The sequence below is a fragment of the Thiomicrospira microaerophila genome (assembly GCF_023278225.1).
Lineage (GTDB): Bacteria > Pseudomonadota > Gammaproteobacteria > Thiomicrospirales > Thiomicrospiraceae > Thiomicrospira > Thiomicrospira microaerophila_A.
Genome location: NZ_CP070959.1, coordinates 2,411,011 through 2,431,526 on the forward strand (window position 1 = coordinate 2,411,011; position 20,516 = coordinate 2,431,526).

The window sequence follows — 20,516 nt, forward strand, 5'->3', positions numbered from 1 at the left end:
AATTGGGTTTAAATATGGATTTAAGCAAGCAGACCACACCGGAGGTAACACCTTTTTGGGTCATAATTGGTGCCTCAGCGGGTGGACTCGATGCTCTCAAAGAACTCCTATCTGATCTGGATAACGAACTGCCAGCAATTTATCTAATTGCTCAGCATTTAGACCCTAAGCACCCCACTATTTTGCGTGACTTGCTTGCGCGTATCACCGATATTCCTGTTGAACTTGTAGATCATGATCTTACTCCAAAGCCGCGAGGCATTTATATTGTATCCCCTGGTCATAATGCGATGGTCAAGCAAGGACAAATTAGGTTGACCCCTGCTGCAGAAATTGGCCCTAAACCTTCTATCAATTTATTGTTACATAGTGTAGCTGAAGACCTGGGTGAAAAAGCGATTGCGGTGATTCTATCTGGCACCGGTACCGATGGGGCGCAGGGTGTGAGTGCAATTAAAGCGGCGGGAGGATTAGCTATTGCTCAAACCGAGACTAGTGCAAAATATTCCGGCATGCCGAATGCAGCGATTGATACTGGCGCAGTTGACTTAATTTTACCCCCGGAAAAGATGGCGGAAGAATTAAAGAGCTATATCCAATCTTCAGGTACGCTGTTGCAAAAAATAGCGGTGCCGCAAGCTAAAACGACCTTAGAGTCGATTTTTCAGAAGCTGTTGGATCAAACTGGTTATGATTTTAGTGGTTACAAGTTAAAAACAATTCAACGGCGTATTGCTCGGCGTATGGCGGTACATAAACTCGTTGCAGTGGATGATTATTTAACGCTGCTAAGTTCTTCAAGTGTTGAGATCGAAAGTCTGTTCAAAGACCTGCTTATTTCAGTAACTGATTTTTTCCGTGATCCAGAAGCCTTTGCCGATCTTGAGCTCGTGATAGACCGCCTTGTAGAACAACACCAAGAAGGCGAACAAATTAGGGTATGGGTTGCTGGTTGTGCTGGTGGCGAAGAGGCTTACTCCATTTCAATACTATTTCACCAAGCAAGGCAAAAATATAAAAAAGGCGTGCATTTTCAGATTTTTGCAACCGATATTGATGAGGGTGCGCTTAGCACCGCTCGCAAGGGTCAGTTTAGTCTTTCACAAATTAAAAACCTAGCCCCTGAGCTTTTGAAGCAGTATTTCATTGAAAAAGATGGTCAGTTCATTATCCATAAGTCCATTCGTGATCAAGTGGTTTTTGCCCGTCAAAACCTGGTTATGGATCCACCGTTTTCTCGGCTAGATTTAATCAGTTGCCGTAACGTATTGATTTATTTTTCACTTGATTTGCAAAAACAGGTCTTCCAAACCTTCCATTTTGCTCTGAAGCCGAATGGCTATTTATTCTTAGGAAAATCGGAATCTGCATCCTCTACCACACCTGAATTATTTGATGCTTATCAAAAACGTAGCCAACTATTTATACGAAAAAAAACCAGTCTTTCTAACCGTATGGATCATGTATCCAGTGCAGTATCGGTCGCGCGAACCAAGCAGCGCCGTGATATTGGCAGACCCTTGATGCAAGATAAAAACAGTATTATCACTCAGCTTGATCAAATCCTTCTCGATCAAATGGTGCCGACCGTGGTGGTGGTCGATACATCGGGCCATGTAATGCATATTCGCGGTGATGTCAGCCGCTATCTGTGCTTTCCACAAGGGCGTATTGATACCAATATTTTGACCTTAGTGCGCGATGATATTAAAGTCGATGTCAGAGCCTTATTACAAAAAGCAAAACGTGATGGGCATGCTTCGACCCAAGCCTTGTTTTATAAGCATGATGACGCAGAAAGTGCGCTGTTTATTACGGTCAAAAGAGTTGAAATTCAGGATGCTGGCCCCCAAGAAGTTTTTATAGTCAGTTTTACTCTGGTGGATTTATCGGATGCGTTTGTCAGTGGCACAGGGTTGTTGACTGAAGATGCAGTGATTAGTAATGACAACCTGCGAAAAGAAGTGGCGATTTTTAAAGAACGCCTGCAAACCTCGATCGAAGAATTGGAAACCACGAATGAAGAGTTGCAATCAACCAACGAAGAATTGCAATCGGCGAATGAGGAATTGCAATCAGCCAACGAAGAGTTACAAACCGCCAACGAAGAAATGCAGTCCACCAACGAAGAGTTATCTACGGTTAATCAGGAATTAGAAGTTAAAACCTACGAGTTGGAGCAGGTTAACAATGATCTTGAAAATATGCTGGCTAAGATGAATGAGGTCATTGTGTTGGTAGATAACCGACTGCGTGTTCAACGTATGACCAAGCTGGCCGGTGAAGTATTGGGTATTGATAATCGTGCTTTAGGTCAAACTTTAACTACGCTGGGTATGCAGATTGATATCCCGAACTTGCGCCAAGAATTACTGAATGTGATTGAAACTGAGCAGGAGGTGACGGTTCGAGTGCGACGTGGTTCGGTTGTCTATCATTTGCGCATGGTGGCCTATAAGTCGGATGTGGTTAAGGTGGTGGGTGTGATGATGTTTTTTGAAAATGCGATGCACAAATCTAAAATTGATCCAACTGTGGATTGTCATGTGACCTTGAAACATCTCGCTGATTATTTACCTTTTACCTTGATTAGTATTGATGAACTGGGGGTGATGAGTTTTGTCAGTCCTAAAATTAAAGCCTTGTTAGGTTATGATGCGTCTGAATTACTGCATCAGAATGTGCGGGTGTTGATGCCAGAACCCTATGCCAGTCATCATGATGGTTATTTGCACGATTTTATCTCAGGAAAAACCAAAGGGGTCATGGCAAAATGGCGTGATGTGACCGCTTTACATCAAAATGGTGAGCGAATACTGTTAAAGCTTAAAGTTGAAGATACCTGGATTAATGCAGAAAGGCATTTTTTAGGCTATTTGTGTTTGCCGGAGCAGTGTGATGAACCTTCCCAATCAAGCTAGATTTAACGACGAAGACTGCACCCATCTAGCCCGAGATATTGTCGCTTATCGTGAAGAAAACTCGCGTTTAAATGAAGAGCGCCAAACTTTGGAGCAGGCTTTCGCGAATCTTGAACAGCGTATTAGCGAGTTAGAAGCTGAACTTGAGTTGCAGTTAAGGGAGGAAAATCGGGCTCAGACCGAAGATTCATTTTATAAAGTCTTATTCCAAGATGTTCCGACTCCTCTAATATTAGTCAGCCCTCACGGTGAGTTTTTGAAATTAAATGCTGCCGCTGCCGAGTTTCTTGGTGTGAGTGCTCAAGAGATTTTGAATAAAAACTTTCGAAAATACCTAAGCCGAGACAGTCGGATACAGTTTATTAAACTTTTACAGCAATTACAGCAATTTAATCAAACCCTTCGTTATGAGAAAGTACTTACCTTGACTAATGAACGTGCATTTACGATGAGCGTTCGTAAGTTGTTTGACCTCAATCAAAAAGCCCCGCCGATTTTGCTATCCTTGCTTGAAGTGTCGCTAAAACAGATGACTAACCAATCAATGCGTTTAGCCTCCACGATTATTGAGCAAATTCGCGAAGGTTTAATGATTACCAATCATAAAGGCCAGATCATCAAGGTTAATCATGCCTTTACAGAAATCACAGGTTATGACGAAGAAGATGCCCTCGGTAAAACGCCGAACATTTTGCATTCTGGACGTCACGCTCAACAATTTTATCGGGACATGTGGTCTGAGATTCACCACCATGGTTGGTGGGCGGGTGAGGTGTGGAATAAACGCAAAACCGGGGAAATATTTCCTGAGTGGTTACAAATCAGTCGGATTAAAGATGAGGTGACCGGTAAGATATTTTTTGCGGCTACCTTTTCGGACATCACAGACCGGAAGTATCATCAGAATCAGCTAGACCGTTTAGCTTTTTATGATAGCTTGACGGGTTTGCCGAATCGTACCTTGTTTAATCAAACATTGGATGCTCGTTTAGCTCGGATCAAAACCGAGCAAGCGCATCAAGTGGCAGTTATGTTTTTAGATTTAGACAAGTTTAAAGACGTGAATGATCATTATGGTCATGCAGAGGGAGATTTGGTATTACGCGAAGCGACCCAGCGTATTGTATCTCGTATTCGTGAAAATGACATGACCGCTCGGATAGGGGGTGACGAGTTTGTACTGGTATTAAGCCGTATTCAGCACAAACAGGATGCCGAGCAGGTGGCAAAAGATCTACTTAAATTGCTTGCAAAACCTTTTATTACCGAAAAAGGGCGCCATTTTTTAAGTGCGTCGATTGGCATTGCTTTTGCGCCCAATGATGGGCTGAATGTGGAAGATTTGATGCGTCGTGCAGATGCGGCGATGTATATGGCAAAAAACAAAAGTCGCAATACGTACCAAGTATTTGAATCGGAGCAAGAAGAAAAGTTAATTGTGTCAAATGCGATGTTGAAGCTAGTCAGATTGGCGATTGATCATCCCAAACAGCATATTCAAATGCATTACCAACCGATTTTTAGTGCAGATCAACCTGATAAACCTATTCATTATGAAGCCTTGATCCGCTTAGTAGATACGCATGGAAAACTTGTTTATCCCAATCTATTCATTGAGCTGGCTGAACAACATGGTTTGATTGGTCAGTTGGGTATGGCCTTATTTAAAAAGGTGTGTGAAGACATTGCTAGCCACGCGTTAGATAAAAACGTTAAGGTTGCAGTTAATCTGTCACCCTTACAGTTTTATATTGAAAACCTGGCTGAAAAATTATCGAGCATTGCTGAAAAATCAGACTTAAACTTGACGCGTTTTTATTTTGAAGTTACTGAAACCGCGACCATGCAAAATCTTTCGTTAATGATCAGTGTGCTCTCAGAGTTAAGAAGTCAAGGCGCTCAGATTATGCTCGATGACTTTGGGACGGGCTATGCTTCGTTATCAATGCTAAAAAATATTCCGGTTAACGTGTTAAAAATTGATCAGTCCTTTGTGTTTGAGTTGGCTGAGTCACAGCAAACACAATCTTTGGTTAGGGCGATGATCGGTATGGCGCAGGCGCTGGGGTTGCAAACAATTGCGGAAGGGGTTGAAACGCAGCAGCAGATGGATTGGTTAATTGAACAGGGTGCCGAGGCGCTTCAAGGCTATTATCTGGGGCGACCCAATGCTGAGTTTTTGGCTTGAGGGTTTTGGATTATGATATCTGAAAATGGAAAAGGCGTGGAAAAAACCTTTCAGGTTGCGTTGGTGGTGGATCGAGATAATATAATAAAAACTGTTTCATCCGGTTGGCAGGCTGTAGCGGAACAAGGTGGTGCAGGTACCAGCCTTCAAGAAAGCAAGGTGGTTGGCCAGGATTTATCGCGGTTTATTCGAAGTGACTCGACTCGCATGTATATCGAAGCTTGTTTAAAGGTCTGTCGATTAAAACAGCAGGTTCTTTTTCGTGAATATCGCTGTGATAGTCCAACTCACATGCGGTTTATGGAATTACAATTGACCCCGTTAAAACAGGGTGAAGTTGAAATGGCCCATTTTTTATTACGAGAACAAGCGTTTGAGCATCCGGTGAATATTGAAGATGTGACGCCCAGCCCTCATCACAATTCGCCTCCGGCTTATAGTTATGTGCGTTGCAGTATGTGTAATAGCTTAAAGCCGTTAGGTGCAGATCAGTGGATAAAGCCTGAAAGTCTGGGTGATCAGCTTGTTAAACAAACTCCGGTCATTCATAGTGTATGTCCTGAATGTTTAAACAAAATTTGGCAAAAGCGCTAAGGTTATGACCAGGCCTGGTATAGCGATGTTTCACGTGAAACCTTTAGGATAGGAGGTATAAATCTCTTTGAATTACGATTTGATAAACCTAGAAACCGTTGATTCAACCAATGCCTTTTTAAAACAACACCTTAAGGTTAACAAGGTTTATCGACCTCTAGTCTGTGTTACACAGCGTCAGACCGCTGGCTATGGTCAGCGACAACGCGCTTGGCTCACCAATGCGCAATCCTGTATTTTTTCGATTGCTTACCCTCTCGTGCAGGGCGATCCGATAGCGCCTAGCTTAAGTCTTAAGCTCGCCATTTCATTGCATCGTTCCTTAACGCAACTGGTACCTGAAAGCTTATGGCTTAAATGGCCGAATGATCTATATGATCTGCAAGGCAAGGTGGCAGGCATATTGATCGAGGTTGCGAAAACATCAGAGGCACAATCCTGTTTGATTATTGGCATCGGTATCAATCGACACGCTTTATTGTCAGCACAGCGTCAGGTTGGAGCCAGTGCGTTGAGTTATTTTGATACAGAAGATCTGTTAGCGCTTTTGATGCAAAATCTGAGTTCGTTAGTGATGCAGCAACATGATTATGACTACTGGGCTTTGCATGATTACTTATCACTGGGAGAGGCAGTAAGCCTCATTTCGCATGATAATGCCACTATTCAAAAGCAGGGTTTATATCAAGGGATTGATAACGATGGTTCGGCTAAGATCGACACAGGACAGTCTGAATTAATGCGGCTATCAAGTGGCTGGTCAATTAGAAAACGGTCTGAAAAAGCCAAGAGCCTGTCGGGTTAAAGGCCGATTGGCCTTAGCTCAACAGGCTTCTAGAGGCTCCTAGGCAAAATATTTAATTCAGCTTATGCGTTTTATCCTAACATTGAAGTAAAATACCCACGCGGTCGTTCGACTCGCGCAAAGGTCTATTTCTTTTATTTTTTTATATGAGGTGGCGTATGGATGACTATAATCCATGCTTGTCTTGTGGTGTCTGTTGTACGCATTTTCGCGTTTCGTTTTATTGGGCCGAAGCGGAAGCTTTTTTGGGCGGCGTCGTGCCGGTGGACTATACCGAAGATATTAATGATCGGTTTAAATGTATGAAGGGCACTAATCCGCAAAACGGTGAGCCACGTCGTTGTATCGCGTTGCAAGGTGAAATTGGTCAATCCATTTATTGTTCCATCTATGAAAATCGGCCAAACCCTTGCCGCGATTATCCATTATGGCTGGAGGACGGGTCGATTAACCCCAAGTGTCAAGAACTGCGTGCGCTTTATGGCTTGCCGCCGGTAGATCCACCGTTTAATCCACCGCAAAGTCCAAATACCCCGCCGATTGAGCCACAAGTCGCCTAAAATAGCTTAAAGTTTTAAGGAGAAGCGGATGCAGGATCTGATTGAACAAGCAAAACGAAAAATTCAAAACGGTGAAGTGATTGCTTATCCAACCGAAGCGGTTTTTGGTTTGGGTTGTGATCCGTTTAATCAGCAAGCGGTTGAACAGATTTTGCTGTTAAAGCAACGCCCGGTTGAAAAAGGGTTGATTTTGGTGGCGGCTAAACCCCAAGCCTTGGCCGATTTAACGGAATTATATCACCAGGTCTGGTCGCAACAGGTATTCGATTCTTGGCAAAATCCGGCGCAAGCGATCACTTGGATTTTACCGAAAACCGCCTTGTGTCCAGACTGGATTAGCGGTCAGCATGACTCGGTAGCGGTGCGTGTCAGTCATCATCCGGTGGTGCAGGCATTGTGTGCTGAGGGGGTATTGGTGTCTACCTCAGCCAATCCAGCCAGCCTAGAACCCGCACGCTCATGCCACCAGGTTAAAGATTATTTTGATGATCAAGTTTGGTGTTTGCAGGCAGAATTAGGCGGGCTAACCCAACCCTCACAAATCTGGCACGCCCAAACCGGCAAGCGATTACGCTGAGTTTTTATTTTGCGTGATGAATCAGTTCGATGTTTTTTATCCAGTTAATATCGTTGATCTGTGATTTTAACAATCTTAACGTCTCGTCTGAGTTAAAACCGGTGTTTTCGTCTAGATGAATAACGAGGATGACGCCACCGTTTAGATAATGTAAATCTATATCCTGAATGTCATTCCATAGGCTGAGCGCCTGCCAGCGTTCTTTTAATAAGGCTTCAATTTTAGGTCTTAGCGGTAAGCCGGGCTGCAGACTGGGATCACCACGGCCTTCATCATCTTCCGGGTCAATATGAAAGGTTAAGTCGGTAATTTTAGAGAATTGTTTTCGTAGTCGTCTGCTGACTTCATTACCAATTTCATGGCCTTCTGAAATGCTGATTCTTGGCGAAACCACCAGGTGAAAATCAACCATCGTGCGTCCAGCGGACTGACGTGTTCGTAAATCATGAACCCCCAAAACTCCCGGCACGGCCCTAGCTAATTGACACATAGCTTTTTGAGTTTTTTCAGGTAGCGCGGTATCCACTAACTCTTTACTGGAGTCTAAAATGAGATTTAAACCAATTTTCCCTACCATTAAACCGACAATCACTGCCGCAACCGTATCTAACCAGCCATAGCCAAATTCTGCACCTATTAGTGCAATCAAAACCACGAGGGTGGATAAAGAATCAGAACGCGAGTGCCAAGCATTGGCCTCTAATAACTTTGAATGAATACGTCGGGCCACACGCATGGTGATGTGGAACAGCACCTCTTTTAAAAGCAATGAAATCAGCGCAATGGTGATTGCCCAAATGCCGGGTTCTGGAATGCTTGTGCCGGAAAAAAAACGTTGAGCACTGGCAAAGACAATACCCAGTGCAACCAGAATCAATACCCCGCCCATAAACAAGGTCGCAAGGGTTTCAATCCGACCATGACCATAAGGGTGGTCCGAGTCAGGTCCTTGGTTGCCATAGTGATTGGCGGCGAGTACAAAAAAGTTAGTTAACAGATCAGAGAGAGAATGAATGCCATCGGCAATCAGTGCGGCAGAATTAACCAGCAAACCGGTAATCACTTTGACAAGTCCAATGGCGCCATCGACCCAAATAGCCAGAAACGTGACTTTTTTAGCTTGTTGTGCTCTCTGTTTTGCTGTTACTTCCATTGTGCTGCCTAAGATTGTATTAACTAAATTCACTTGCCAATCGAATACTAACGAATAAAAGCCGTTTAGCCAATAAAAAAGCTAATAAATATTTTATAAAACAATAGTTTAGATATAACTAATTATCAAGGTTCAGGGTTTAACACAGCGCAGTTGAATTTGGTTTACGCCGAAAATAGATCGAGATAATGTTTAGATTTCATTTGGTTGGCAGTCATTTAACGCGCGCGGATTTTATAGCGTTTGTTAATCAGGTGAACCATATACAAGCTGGCTAGGCCAAGCATTAACAGCATCAAAGACGGAATGGCGGCACGATCATACAAGCCTTCGGAGCTGAGTTCATAGATACGAATCGCGAGTGTGTCCCAACCGTAGGGGCGCAATAAATAGGTTGCCGGTAATTCTTTCATTACATCGACTGCGACCATAAAGCCAGCGATTACCAGGCCTGGCTTTAATATTGGAAAATAAACATGGGATACCAATCGAGATGTTGTTGCGCCCAAACTACGTGCGGCCTCGGTCATCGAGGGGGTGATGGTATCAAAGCTGCTCTCGACCGGGCCATAGGCCACGGCTAAGAATCGCACCATATAGGCTAACAACAAAGCAAATACGCCAGAGCTTAACCAAATACCTGTTCCCGGACTGATCAATTCACCCAGGTCGATAATCAATAACATAATGCCAACGGCCAAAACCGAACCTGGCAGGGCATAGCCTAAATTGGCAAACCGAATACCGACCTTTAACGGCCAGGATAATCGCGCCTGCATCCTGACACTGTTGACAATCACCGCTAAGCCGACGGTTAAAAATGCAGCCCCAAATGCAAGCATAAAACTGTTGCTAATCCAATCAAGATATCGGCTATCCCATTCTACAGTGAGCGTACTAAATGCCCAAACCAATAGCTGAATAACCGGTAAAACAAACGCTAAGAATACCAGGCTGCTGACTAATAGGGTTACAGACCAAGCTTTCACGCCTTTAAGTTTGTAAGGGCGCGAGCTCATGCGTTTACTGGTATCATAACGCGCACGGCCTCGGCTCCAGCGTTCTATCAGGATCAGTAAAATAGCAATACCCAGTAAAGCAGTAGAAAGTTGTGCGGCGGCTTGAAGTGAGCGAAAATCTTCCCAAACACTAAAAATGCCGCTGGTTAGAGTGGAGTAATTGAAAATAGAAACGGTACCAAAATCAGCAAGCGTTTCCATTAAAGCAAGCATAACTCCAGCAGCAATCGCCGGACGAGCAAGGGGAACCGAAACTCGCCAGAACACACCATAGGCGTTATATCCTAGCAAACGAGCACTCTCGATCAAGCCATTGCCTTGGCTATAGAAGGCATTGCGTGCCAGCATGTAGACATAAGGATAAAGCACCAGTGTCATCACGATAATAATGCCTAAGCTGCCTTGACGAATATCTAGCCCCGACCAGGCGGTATGCTCACGAAGAAAGCTTTGCACCGGACCAGGAAAATCAAACAACCCTAGGTAAACAAAGCCGAGCACATAGGCGGGAAAGGCAAAAGGCAAAAACAACATCCATTCTAACCATTTGCGACCTGGAAATTCGCACATGGTGACAAACCAAGCCATCACCACCCCAAGTAGCGTGACACCAATGGCAACACCAAACAATAACCAGAGTGTATTGCTAATCAGGTTAAACAGCAGCGTTTGATAAAGATGTTGCCATACCTCGGTGCTGGGTTCAAACCATGCCGACAATAAACGCAAAAGGGGCAAGCTGATTAAAATAATCAGTGCCCAAAGTGATAGTTGCCAGGTTAGTTTAGAATTCATTCCGCTATTTTAAACATTATTTAACGCGAGCGGAATGCAATGACCATTTATTCATAACCGACGCGGTTGATCAACATGGTAGCGGTTTGTTGCAAAACACCGACTTGGCGCAGATTCAACTGATCTTGTTTAAACTCACCCCAAGCGGCAACCTGAGGGTCAAGAGCGATATTCGGATTAGCAGGGTATTCACGATTCAGCGCGCCATAAATTTTTTGTGCATCTTCAGAGGATAACCATTCAATTAACTTACGCGCATTGTTGGGTTGGTTAGCATGTTTTAAAATTCCTGCGCCCGAAACGTTAATGTGGGTACCTGTGGTCTGTTGATTTGCCCATGCTAGTTTGAGAGGAGTATTCGGGGTTTCGGCTTCTAAACGACCATAATAATAGGTGTTTACTAAACCGACATCACATTGACCTGCCAAAATTGCGTCCATAACATGAACATCTCGGGCGGTAGGTTTTGTTGCAAGGTTGTTTACCCACCCGGTTACCAAGTCGGCTGTCGTTTTTTCTCCATGATGATCTATCATTGCAGCGACTAAAGACTTATTGTAGACCGAACCTGAAGTCCGCAAACATAAACGACCTTGCCATTTTGGATCGGCTAAGTCTTCATAACTCGACAAATCTTCAGCATTGACCTTGTCAGAATGGTAAACAAAAGTGCGAGCACGCACCGAAAGTCCAGTCCAAAGTTGTTCCGGATCACGCAAATGAGACGGAATATTTTGCGCTATGGTATCGCTGTTTAAAGACTGAAAAAGTCCTTGGTCTGCTGCATACCAGAGGTTGCCTGCATCCACGGTCATTAATATATCTGCCGGTGAGTTCGCGCCTTCAGCTCTTAGTCTTTCAATTAGCGCATTGGCATTACCTGTTTGAAACTGGACGTCTATACCGGTTTGGGCAGTGAATTGGTCAAATAGAGGTTTAATCAAGTGTTCTGCACGTGAAGAGTAAACAACAACCTTGTTAGCTTCTTGTTTAACATCCAGCTCGCTTGAATTGTTTTGGTCAGCGTCTTTGGAGCATGCGCTTAATCCAATAACACTGGTCGCCAAAAGTAGTGCGAAGAGTTTTTTCATTTCGGTTCTTCCTAGATTAGAAATAATTTACTTTTACAGATAAAAAAACGCCATGCTTTGGCGTTTTTTTAAAAAGGATTTAAGCAGCTCGTTGCATGGTGCCCAATATACAGCTCTCTAAGGTTCCATAGCGATCACACATCAGTTGCGCTTCGCGGAAGGTATGGGTGACGAGGATGGCAGCCGTATTTTGCTGTTTTAATAATTGACGAATCTCAACCGCAAGATGTTCGCTTAGCGTGGTATCCAGGTTAGAGAAGGGCTCATCAAATAAAATTAAACTGGGTTTGGGTGCCAAGGCGCGGGCAAGCGCAACACGTTGTTGTTGACCTCCGGAGAGCTCATGTGGATAACGACCTTCCAAACCTTGAAGCTGTATCAGTTCAATTAACTCAGCAACTCTTAGCTTGCGTTCGGTTCTTGAAAGCTTGTGAATGCCAAAGGCAATATTTTCTTCAACCGTTAAATGCGGGAATAGGGCATTGTCTTGAAACATCATGCCAACACCGCGTTTTTCAGGAGGCACGGTACATTGACATGAGGCTAAACAGTCATTATTTAAACAAATTTCACCCTTAGCAATATCAACAAATCCGGCAATCGCACGTAATAAGGTGCTTTTTCCACAGCCGCTTGGGCCTAGAATGCCAACGATTTCACCCGCTGCAATGTCAAGATTGAACTGATCAAGCACCGGTGTTTGGTTGTAAACGACTTGGATATCACTGAGTTTTAACATGGTTTAAACCTAACGCTAAATTGTTAGTGTCTAATTTAAAATAAATGATAGTAATTTGCAATAGCAAGATAGCAAAAATTTTTTATAGGCTTTGAGATTTGTAAGTAACCAAGCTATTAGGCTATAAAACTCATTAAATTAATAGCGCCAGACTATCTGGGCACTGAGGATCGAAATAGCGGCATCCACCTTAGCCCGTAATTGACTGTCGCCCAGGGCAAAACCAAACTTTATGTCTCGGAATTTTTGTAACCTAATGATGACGAACATTGTAAACTAGCAGCATTCGTCTTAAATAATCTTAATAAACAGGTTTGAATCATGCCGTTATTACAAAACTCGAATCAGCCTAATTCTCCTGCTTCGATAAAAGCTTTACAGCTAGAGCTGGTGAACAATAATACGCTTGCTGGTGCGTTAGGTAACCTATTTGTAGCGATCGGTCTGGTTTATCTGTTGATTGATAGTTCTGTAAACTTTCTTTTTGTATGGTTGGGTTATATGTTGGTGGTTAACCTGATACGGATAGGTTTGTTTGTTTATTTAAAAAGACAAGTAAGTCGGGTTGGTTTAGTGGCTTTGGAACAGCATGCTACCTTTACGTTTGTGTTAACCCTTTTAACCGGATTTGGTTGGGGCAATGCCGGCTGGTTATTTTTTGATATTAATGACATAACGACGCTCAGCTTTTTGGTTATTATGATGGCGGGGATCAGTGCGGGAAGCTTAGCTTCACTCGCGCCGCTAAAAACCTTGTTCTATAGCTTTATTGCTTTGACACTCACACCGTTGTTTTTATCTTTTTTATTAGTTGGTGAACCTTTGGGTTATGTGTTTGCTGCGATTGTCCTAGCCTTTGCGTTGTTTCTGATGAAGTCGGGACATAGTTATGCCAGTGCAATATGGCAGGCGTTATCGCTAAACGAAGCGAATCAAAGTTTGATAGCTGATTTACAACAGGCCAAAGAACGTGCGGAAGAGTCGAATCGACTGAAAAGTCAGTTCTTAGCCAATATGAGTCATGAAATTAGAACACCGATGAATGGTGTACTCGGCATGACCCACCTATTGCTTGACAGTCCGTTGAACCCTTCACAGCGTGCCCATGCACAAATCGTTAGAGAGAGTGCGGAGTCTTTGTTACGAATTATCAATGATATTTTAGATTTTTCAAAAATTGATGCCGGCAAGTTGGAAATTAACCTTGAACCGGTTCAGCTTAAAACGAAGATAACAAATCTCACTGAGTTACTTCAAGCCGCCGCGGATGCGAAAGGTCTAAGTCTTGAGCTGGATTTAGCTGAAAACTTGCCGAACTACTTGTCTACCGACCCGCAACGACTTCAGCAGATATTGGTTAATTTAATCGGTAATGCGATCAAGTTTAGCCAACAGGGTTCTGTTACGCTGAGGGTCACCAGGCCTGCTGAAGATCAATTGTTATTTGAGGTGATTGATACGGGGATGGGAATATCGCCACAAGGGGTGTCAAAACTGTTCAGTGCCTTTACACAGGTCGATGGTTCCTCAACGCGAGTTCATGGTGGTACAGGGTTAGGTTTGGCGATTTCAAAGCAATTGGTTGAGTTATTAGGCGGGGAGATCAATGTTTCGAGCGAACTAGGAAAGGGATCGAATTTTTATTTTACTTTGCCAGTTGTTGAGGTCGAACCTGCTCAGGTTTTAGATGAGGTATCTTTGACTAACGCTGACCCTGCACAACAGAATTTTTCATCAGCTCGAGTTTTGTTAGTCGAAGATAATCTTATTAATCAAAAGCTGGCTTTAGCCTTGTTAAAGAAACTAGGTATTGAAGCTGAATGGGCTGAAAATGGTCAGCGTGCGCTCGATAGGTTGGCTGAGCAACCCTTTGACCTTGTGTTGATGGATTGTCAGATGCCGGTTCTGGATGGCTACCAAGCCACTGAGCAATTAAGGGCTTGCTCTGGAATCAATCAAACCACACCGGTAATCGCGTTAACGGCTAATGCGATGCAGGGCGATAAGGAACGGTGTTCAGCAGCAGGGATGAATGATTATTTAACCAAACCGATTAACCCCAATCTGCTGGCCAGTGCGTTACAAAAATGGTTAAAAGTGAGTTGAAATCCATTGTTTAAACTGAATTAAATCCATCGCGCCTGAGATACGGTCTATTTCTTTGCCGCCTTTAAATATCGCCAGGGTTGGTATAGATCGAATATTAAACTCAGCCGCCAGTGCCTGCTCTTGTTCGGTATTGATTTTAATAAACCGGTTTTGTGGATATTGAGCTTCAATCTGTTGAGTTGCTTGGGAAAAAGTAGGGGCAAACATTTTACAAGGCCCGCACCAAGGTGCCCAAAAATCCACGATCAGGGTTTGTTCAGTTTTTTCCAACGCACGTTTGAATTGAGAGCGGTTCATTTCTATTGGCTGGCCGGTAAAAAGCGGTTGCTGGCAATGCCCACATTTGGGTTTTGCCGCTAATTTTTCTGACGTCACGCGATTTAAGCCAGCGCAATGAGGACACATAATAATCATTCTAAAGCTCCAAATTCATCCTGCTATTTTAGCTTTAATAAGGATAAAAGTGGAAAATTCAATGCTATATTCTTAGTAACTTTTAGTCGTCTAGCCAATCTGGTTTTGGGCTGACTTCGCCAGATTTTTCATAACCAAAATCCACAAATTGATGTAGGGTTTGATCGTGACAGTGAATCAGTTCGATTAATTTCGGGTCATCACTGGTTAGCAGAGCCTCAACACCATCTTTAATACTGCGATATTCCATATTAATTTGATGGCGAAATTCAAACAGTGCAGCGAATAGAGGATCCCAAGAGCGAATCGCACGATTGGATGCGAAACGTTGCTCCATTCCTATCACATGCTGTTGTAATATTTTTGCCAGTTGCGGATTAGAAGAGGTAGTGCGAGCAAGGATGCCATTATCTAAGCGATGAGTTTCGCGCTTAAGTTGGTGGTGTTGTTTTAAAAGTTCGGCAAATAAAGCTTGATCGCGTTTATGGGCTTCATCCGTTCCACGTCCAAACTTATAAATCAGTTCTGTCACTTCAAAATCCTTTTGTCTGACAATAAAAAAACGCGGCTTGAATGCCGCGTAAGATTCTGAGGAGTTGAGTTGAAAACAACTCATAGCTTGGACAAGTTTTGTCCAAAGGGTCCAACTTGATTAATGAACTTAGGTGCCACTTAACAAATGGCGAGTTAATCAAATCTTAAAGTTAGTTTAATCGATTAAATTAACAAGAGTATTGAGAAAGTATGACGATAAATAAAACGACCTACAAAGCAGTAGGTCGTCAATAGGTCAGTTAAGCCTCGTTAGCCCGTTCACTTACCGGTTCAGCGGCAACCTGGTTAAGTTGCTGGGCATTGAAATTAGCCTGTGCTTGTAAGCTGGTTGAATAGGTTAAACCATTGGTTACATCGTTAGATTGGATGTTTTGCTCTTGCACCGGATTGTTTTGATTAACTGTCTGGCTTGCGGCAAGGTTTAAATAATCATTGACCGCATTCAATCCTTGATTACTTGACGACAGGGTAACGGTATCGTTGCCTGCTGCTGACACCGTTGGCGTTGAACGATCAGTTAATCTATTCTGCTCTTGTTGCGCCGCTTGGTTTTGCTGCGGAGCCATCGACAGGGCCATCGACTGCATGTTTGGGTTTATTGCGATACTCATAATAACCTCCTTAGGCTTTTCAGCATCTTCCTTGTGTATTATGAATTTTATACATCATCTTTATTTGGTTCAATTATGTCATTTTTTTTATTGAAAAATCAAGCATTAATCGTGATATTGAATTACAGAACGAACCTTCATGTTGTTGTACTCAAAACTATTCAGCGCGGCTAAATCGACCAAACAAGCCAGCCCGATGATGTTATAACCTACCTTTTCGGATAACTGACAGGCTGCGTTCATCGAGCCACCGGTAGCAATCAAATCATCCAGCAAAATAATATTAGCACCACAGCCTTTTTGCATTTCAAGTTTGTCTCGTCCATACTCTAAGCCATATTCAATCGAAGCATGAACATTCGGTAATTTACCCGGCTTACGGATTTTGATAAAGCCTTTGTTGTGTTTAAAGGCAAGAGCTGCCGCAAAAATAAAACCGCGCGATTCAATACCGGCGATATGGTCTATTTTTTCCCATTCTTGTTCGCTAAATAATGCGCTAAGGGCGTTAATGGTATCGGTAAAATGATGTTTTAACAGCGGAGATATGTCACGAAACAAGATGCCTTTTTTAGGAAAATCTGGAACATTTTTCATGTATTGAGCTAAAGGGTGTTGACTCATAGTGTGTCCTCTAGGGTTTTTAAAGGTTGAGGTTTGCCATAGTAGTAGCCTTGAAATAGGTCGCAACCAAGTGCCAGAAGCTTTTCAGCTTGCTCTTGGGTTTCCACGCCTTCTGCGACTACTTGTAAGCCTAAGGTTTTTGCCAGTGCAATTACGGTTTCTACGATTGCGGCATCGTTGGGGTCGATCAGCATATCTCTGACAAAAGATTGATCTACTTTCAGACAGCTCAAAGGCAAATTTTTCAGGTAACTTAATGATGAGTAACCTGTACCAAAGTCATCGAGCGAGAAGGTGATCCCGAATCGGTTGAGCTTGCTCATTTTTTGAATGCTGACTTGAATATCATTCATCAACATACTTTCAGTGATCTCAAACTCGAGTTTGTGGGGGTCAATTGAGTAGCGTTTTAACAGTTCAAGAACTTGGTCAATAAAGGCATTGTGTCTGAATTGAAAGGCGCTTATGTTAACCGCTAGGGTTAGATGCTGTTTGTCCGCTTGGTTTTGCCATTCGGCTAAACGCTGGCAGGTTTGTTCGATAACCCAATGGCCCATAGGTAAAATTAGGCCGGTTTCTTCTGAAATAGGAATAAAGTCAGCGGGTGAAATCATGCCTTCAGTGGGGTGATTCCATCTAATTAAAGCTTCATAACCTTGCAGTTTTTGCTGTTGATTAAATTTAGGTTGGTAGTAGAGTTCAAATTGATCCTCTTCCAATGCGCGTCGCAAGTTGCTTTCAATTTCGATACGTTTACTGGCGGCAATTTGCATGCTGCTGTCAAAAAATCTTAAAGTATTTCGGCCTTCCTCTTTAGCTTTGTACATTGCCAAATCGGAACGTTTCATCAATTCATCGACCGTCTCATAATGGTCGATAAATAGGTTAATGCCAATGCTGGCGGTCATAATAAATTGACCGTCACTTAATGCAAAAGGTTGACTGAAGGCCAATAATAGTTTTTCTCCAACTTTTTGGCATTCCCGAGCGGCTACAGTTTTATCGCGACTTAGATTTTCCAGCAGAATAATAAATTCATCACCACCAGGCCTGGCAACCGTATCGCCTTCTCTAACACATTCTAGCAAGCGCTTGGCAACTTGTTTTAAGAGGTCATCGCCAATTTTATGGCCTAGGGTATCATTGAGGTTTTTAAAATGGTCAAGATCGATAAACAGTAGCGCACAATAGTGCTGGTTACGTGCGCTGGATGCCAAGGCTTGTTTGATATGGTCTTCAAGTAGACGGCGATTGGCTAAATCAGTTAGCGGATCAAAAAAAGCCAATTGATGAATTTGCTCTTCGTTTAGTTTACGTTGAGTAATATCGCTAAACGTGGATAGGTAATGCGTGATCTGGTTTTTTTCGTTTTTGATCGCAGTAATGGTTTGGTACTCAGGAAAAATCTCGCCATTTTTTCTTTTGTTCCAGATTTCACCACTCCAGCCTCCTGTTAGCGTGATGTCATCCCACATGGCTTTAAAAAAGTGCTGATCTTGACGTTTAGAGCTAAGAATTCGAGGTGTTTTTCCTAACACTTCTTCAGGGCTATAGCCGGTGATATCGGTAAAGGATTTGTTAACGCTTATAATTTTTTCATTTTGATCGGTAATGAGAATGGCCTCTTGGGTTTCAAAGGCGACTGCGGCCAGTTGCAAATCACTTTCTTTTTGCTTGAGTTGAGTAAAGCTAGATTTTAATCTGAGGTAGAGTACAAACAGCAAACTGCTGAGAGCCAAGATAATCACTAATGCGGTTAACATGGCCTGAATCGTAAGCTTATGTGAGTGCCAGATGTCCTCGAGCGTAATCTCAATTTCTAGGTCATAGGGTGGTAGTTTTAGCGTGCGCATCAGTTCACGAACCGGTTCGTATTCTGCCGGAATACTAAAGCCATAGACCCCAGCCTGTTGCATGGCTGAACCGGCGTAGGGTAAAGCTAAAAGTGCACCGGCGAGTTGACCGGCATGTTGTTCGTTAACGTGATTCATCGCAGCAATCGGCCATTCTGGATAAAGTCTTGTTGATAGATAAAAGGGAAAACTGCTTAGTTGTTGAGCATTGAGTACGCGAATTTGATCGGGTTGAATTAAACCGCGCTCTATCATTGACTCAAGCAAGCCGGTTCGAATGAAGGCGGCATCGGCCTGGTTGTTTAGCACCGCCATCACCGCTTGATCATGGGGCATATCAGTTTCGATCAATTCAATTTGTTGAGGGATGCGCAGGCCGATATTCATTAGTTCATAGGCTTGGACCATATAGCCGCCCAAAGATTCTTGACTTGGAGTGGCGATACGTCGGCCTTTAAGGTCTTGAAGATCTAAAATGTCTGTGCGGTCATTTTTAACCATAATGACGCCACCAAAACCTCTTAAAGCAAGTCCTTTGTCGTATTTAATTAAGCTGACTAGAGGGCTGCTCAGTCCGCTTGAATGACTCAGTTGGATAAAGTGTCCCGAGTTAGTAAATACAAAGTCAATTTCTCGTTGAGCCACAGCCTGGTTAAGTTCCTGGTAGCTAAGCGGCAGGATATTGATTTGAATACCCTGTAGTTGTTGATTAATTCTATCTTCAAGCGGTTGCCAGCGGGTTTGGGCAACTTCTTTAGGTTCAAATGCCAAGAGGCCGATAATCAACGGCGGTTGGCTGCTGGCCCAGCTTCGGGTTAAGCTTAAGCTAATAAGAATACAAACAATCAGCCATTTCATAATAGATTTCTTGATAGATAGCGCGGATTAAATAGCTTATCAGTGTCACATTCTCCGTCTAGGATATCAGCGGTTTTCATAATTTGTAAAAGCCTGGAGACAGCCTCGGTGAGACGCTGGTTTTGATTTGATAAATAAGTATAGTTTAACGCTTCATCGGCGAGTAATAAACCTCTGAACACCTGTAGCACCTGTTCCGGTTGTAGTTTTAGACGATCGGCCATCCGATGGCTGGCATCCATCGGATTGGTTCTGAAATAATACAGAGCTTTAAAGTGTTGTTGAAGCAGCTGCTTTAAAAGCTGACCCTTATAGTGGGGCAAATCTGAGCGTATGACCAGCACATCAAAAATCATATCCGGCATTTTGCGGCTATCAAACAGTCTAAATCCACCCTGTTGTTGTAAAATTTGGCTGGCGACCGGTTCATAGGTAATGAGTGCATCGATATCACTTCTTAACCAGGCCTGGTGATGATCGTCTATCGTAAAGTTGACGGGCGTCACCTGTTCTAGAGAAAGCTGGGCGGTTTTTAGCAGCTCATTAAACATGACGGCACCTAGTGCTGTTTTTTCAAAACCAACTCGTTTGCCTTCAAGTTGATAGGGCTCCGTGATATCAGGACGACTGATCACGACGTCTGCGCCTAACGAGATATTAAAGATAAGCACAACTTCTAGTTCGATTCCCTCAACACAAAGTCTTAATACTTCATCCAAGGTGAGTTTGGCCGCATCAATTTTACCCTGGCGAAATAAATTCATGGTTTCAGTGGCGGAGCGGGTGTCTATTAAACTGATTTGCTTTGAATTGAGCCAGCCAAAGTTTTGCGCAAGTTGAATAAATTCATAACCGGGCCAAATATGCCCAGCGACGTTTAGTGTCTCTTTTTGGCTGCATCCAGAGAGCGTAGCGAGAGCGGCTAAAGGAAGGAGGGCACTGAAGCGAATTAGCTGGCGTCGGCTGAGTGTCAGATTGCCTGATGGTTGATGCATGACTGAAAGACCACAAGTTAAGCAAAATAATGGAAATCAGTTTACCAAATAACCT

Annotated in this window: 17 protein-coding genes; 7 read left to right on the forward strand and 10 right to left on the reverse strand. The window is 43.2% G+C overall.

The window, feature by feature from the left end; translation table 11 throughout:
* Positions 1-14: 14 nt before the first annotated feature.
* From JX580_RS11760 to JX580_RS11785, 6 genes are all read left to right on the forward strand, one after another.
* Positions 15-2,921 (forward strand): chemotaxis protein CheB, encoded by a 2,907-nt coding sequence (locus JX580_RS11760; RefSeq protein ID WP_248850730.1) that lies wholly within the window; start codon positions 15-17, stop codon positions 2,919-2,921.
* Positions 2,899-5,109: a putative bifunctional diguanylate cyclase/phosphodiesterase gene (locus tag JX580_RS11765; RefSeq protein ID WP_248850731.1), complete on the forward strand. Its 2,211-nt coding sequence runs from the start codon at positions 2,899-2,901 to the stop codon at positions 5,107-5,109. The genes JX580_RS11760 and JX580_RS11765 overlap by 23 nt, the downstream gene beginning before the upstream one ends.
* A 12-nt stretch (positions 5,110-5,121) precedes the next feature.
* Complete coding sequence (locus JX580_RS11770; protein ID WP_248850732.1) at positions 5,122-5,703, forward strand: hypothetical protein; 582 nt, start codon at positions 5,122-5,124, stop codon at positions 5,701-5,703.
* Between the two features lie 67 nt (positions 5,704-5,770).
* The gene (locus JX580_RS11775) at positions 5,771-6,508 is read left to right on the forward strand and encodes a biotin--[acetyl-CoA-carboxylase] ligase (RefSeq protein ID WP_248850733.1); all 738 of its coding nucleotides are present in this window, start codon (positions 5,771-5,773) and stop codon (positions 6,506-6,508) included.
* A gap of 158 nt (positions 6,509-6,666) precedes the next feature.
* Positions 6,667-7,068: a YkgJ family cysteine cluster protein gene (locus tag JX580_RS11780; protein WP_248850734.1), complete on the forward strand. Its 402-nt coding sequence runs from the start codon at positions 6,667-6,669 to the stop codon at positions 7,066-7,068.
* A 28-nt stretch (positions 7,069-7,096) separates the two neighbouring features.
* A complete protein-coding gene (locus JX580_RS11785; protein WP_248850735.1) occupies positions 7,097-7,645 on the forward strand; it encodes an L-threonylcarbamoyladenylate synthase in 549 nt (182 codons plus the stop codon).
* A gap of 4 nt (positions 7,646-7,649) precedes the next feature.
* Here JX580_RS11785 and JX580_RS11790 read toward each other — a convergent pair whose 3' ends face one another.
* The 4 genes from JX580_RS11790 to JX580_RS11805 all read right to left on the reverse strand — a co-directional run bounded on the left by JX580_RS11790 (position 7,650) and on the right by JX580_RS11805 (position 12,442).
* The gene (locus tag JX580_RS11790; RefSeq protein WP_248850736.1) at positions 7,650-8,798 is read right to left on the reverse strand and encodes a cation diffusion facilitator family transporter; all 1,149 of its coding nucleotides are present in this window, start codon (positions 8,796-8,798) and stop codon (positions 7,650-7,652) included.
* A gap of 218 nt (positions 8,799-9,016) precedes the next feature.
* Positions 9,017-10,612, reverse strand: coding sequence for an ABC transporter permease (locus JX580_RS11795; protein ID WP_248850737.1), 1,596 nt, complete (start codon positions 10,610-10,612; stop codon positions 9,017-9,019).
* Between the two features lie 47 nt (positions 10,613-10,659).
* Positions 10,660-11,703 (reverse strand): extracellular solute-binding protein, encoded by a 1,044-nt coding sequence (locus JX580_RS11800; RefSeq protein WP_248850738.1) that lies wholly within the window; start codon positions 11,701-11,703, stop codon positions 10,660-10,662.
* Positions 11,704-11,782: 79 nt separating this feature from the next.
* Positions 11,783-12,442: an ABC transporter ATP-binding protein gene (locus JX580_RS11805; RefSeq protein ID WP_248850739.1), complete on the reverse strand. Its 660-nt coding sequence runs from the start codon at positions 12,440-12,442 to the stop codon at positions 11,783-11,785.
* Positions 12,443-12,763: 321 nt separating this feature from the next.
* On the opposite strand from JX580_RS11805, the gene JX580_RS11810 reads away from it, so the two are divergent.
* Positions 12,764-14,548 carry an ATP-binding protein gene (locus JX580_RS11810; RefSeq protein ID WP_248850740.1) on the forward strand — a complete coding sequence of 595 codons (1,785 nt, stop codon included), beginning with the start codon at positions 12,764-12,766 and terminating at the stop codon, positions 14,546-14,548.
* On the opposite strand, the gene trxC is transcribed toward JX580_RS11810, so the two are convergent.
* From trxC to JX580_RS11840, 6 genes are all read right to left on the reverse strand, one after another.
* A complete protein-coding gene (trxC, locus tag JX580_RS11815; protein ID WP_248850741.1) occupies positions 14,534-14,965 on the reverse strand; it encodes a thioredoxin TrxC in 432 nt (143 codons plus the stop codon). The genes JX580_RS11810 and trxC overlap by 15 nt on opposite strands.
* An 82-nt stretch (positions 14,966-15,047) precedes the next feature.
* Positions 15,048-15,497, reverse strand: coding sequence for a hypothetical protein (locus JX580_RS11820; RefSeq protein WP_248850742.1), 450 nt, complete (start codon positions 15,495-15,497; stop codon positions 15,048-15,050).
* Positions 15,498-15,759: 262 nt separating this feature from the next.
* Positions 15,760-16,131, reverse strand: coding sequence for a hypothetical protein (locus tag JX580_RS11825; protein ID WP_248850743.1), 372 nt, complete (start codon positions 16,129-16,131; stop codon positions 15,760-15,762).
* Between the two features lie 105 nt (positions 16,132-16,236).
* On the reverse strand, positions 16,237-16,755 hold the full coding sequence (locus JX580_RS11830; RefSeq protein ID WP_248850744.1) for an adenine phosphoribosyltransferase: 519 nt from the start codon (positions 16,753-16,755) through the stop codon (positions 16,237-16,239).
* On the reverse strand, positions 16,752-19,466 hold the full coding sequence (locus JX580_RS11835) for an EAL domain-containing protein (protein ID WP_248850745.1): 2,715 nt from the start codon (positions 19,464-19,466) through the stop codon (positions 16,752-16,754). The genes JX580_RS11830 and JX580_RS11835 overlap by 4 nt, the downstream gene beginning before the upstream one ends.
* Complete coding sequence (locus JX580_RS11840; RefSeq protein WP_248850746.1) at positions 19,463-20,461, reverse strand: ABC transporter substrate-binding protein; 999 nt, start codon at positions 20,459-20,461, stop codon at positions 19,463-19,465. The genes JX580_RS11835 and JX580_RS11840 overlap by 4 nt, the downstream gene beginning before the upstream one ends.
* Positions 20,462-20,516 lie beyond the last annotated feature (55 nt).

Coding starts and splice junctions, on each gene's coding strand:
- JX580_RS11760 (WP_248850730.1), top strand. CDS start 15: ATGGATTTAAGCAAGCAGACCACACCGGAGGTAACACCTTTTTGGGTC.
- JX580_RS11765 (WP_248850731.1), top strand. CDS start 2,899: ATGAACCTTCCCAATCAAGCTAGATTTAACGACGAAGACTGCACCCAT.
- JX580_RS11770 (WP_248850732.1), top strand. CDS start 5,122: ATGATATCTGAAAATGGAAAAGGCGTGGAAAAAACCTTTCAGGTTGCG.
- JX580_RS11780 (WP_248850734.1), top strand. CDS start 6,667: ATGGATGACTATAATCCATGCTTGTCTTGTGGTGTCTGTTGTACGCAT.
- JX580_RS11785 (WP_248850735.1), top strand. CDS start 7,097: ATGCAGGATCTGATTGAACAAGCAAAACGAAAAATTCAAAACGGTGAA.
- JX580_RS11790 (WP_248850736.1), bottom strand. CDS start 8,798: ATGGAAGTAACAGCAAAACAGAGAGCACAACAAGCTAAAAAAGTCACG.
- JX580_RS11795 (WP_248850737.1), bottom strand. CDS start 10,612: ATGAATTCTAAACTAACCTGGCAACTATCACTTTGGGCACTGATTATT.
- JX580_RS11800 (WP_248850738.1), bottom strand. CDS start 11,703: ATGAAAAAACTCTTCGCACTACTTTTGGCGACCAGTGTTATTGGATTA.
- JX580_RS11805 (WP_248850739.1), bottom strand. CDS start 12,442: ATGTTAAAACTCAGTGATATCCAAGTCGTTTACAACCAAACACCGGTG.
- JX580_RS11810 (WP_248850740.1), top strand. CDS start 12,764: ATGCCGTTATTACAAAACTCGAATCAGCCTAATTCTCCTGCTTCGATA.
- trxC (WP_248850741.1), bottom strand. CDS start 14,965: ATGATTATTATGTGTCCTCATTGCGCTGGCTTAAATCGCGTGACGTCA.
- JX580_RS11825 (WP_248850743.1), bottom strand. CDS start 16,131: ATGAGTATCGCAATAAACCCAAACATGCAGTCGATGGCCCTGTCGATG.
- JX580_RS11830 (WP_248850744.1), bottom strand. CDS start 16,755: ATGAGTCAACACCCTTTAGCTCAATACATGAAAAATGTTCCAGATTTT.
- JX580_RS11835 (WP_248850745.1), bottom strand. CDS start 19,466: ATGAAATGGCTGATTGTTTGTATTCTTATTAGCTTAAGCTTAACCCGA.
- JX580_RS11840 (WP_248850746.1), bottom strand. CDS start 20,461: ATGCATCAACCATCAGGCAATCTGACACTCAGCCGACGCCAGCTAATT.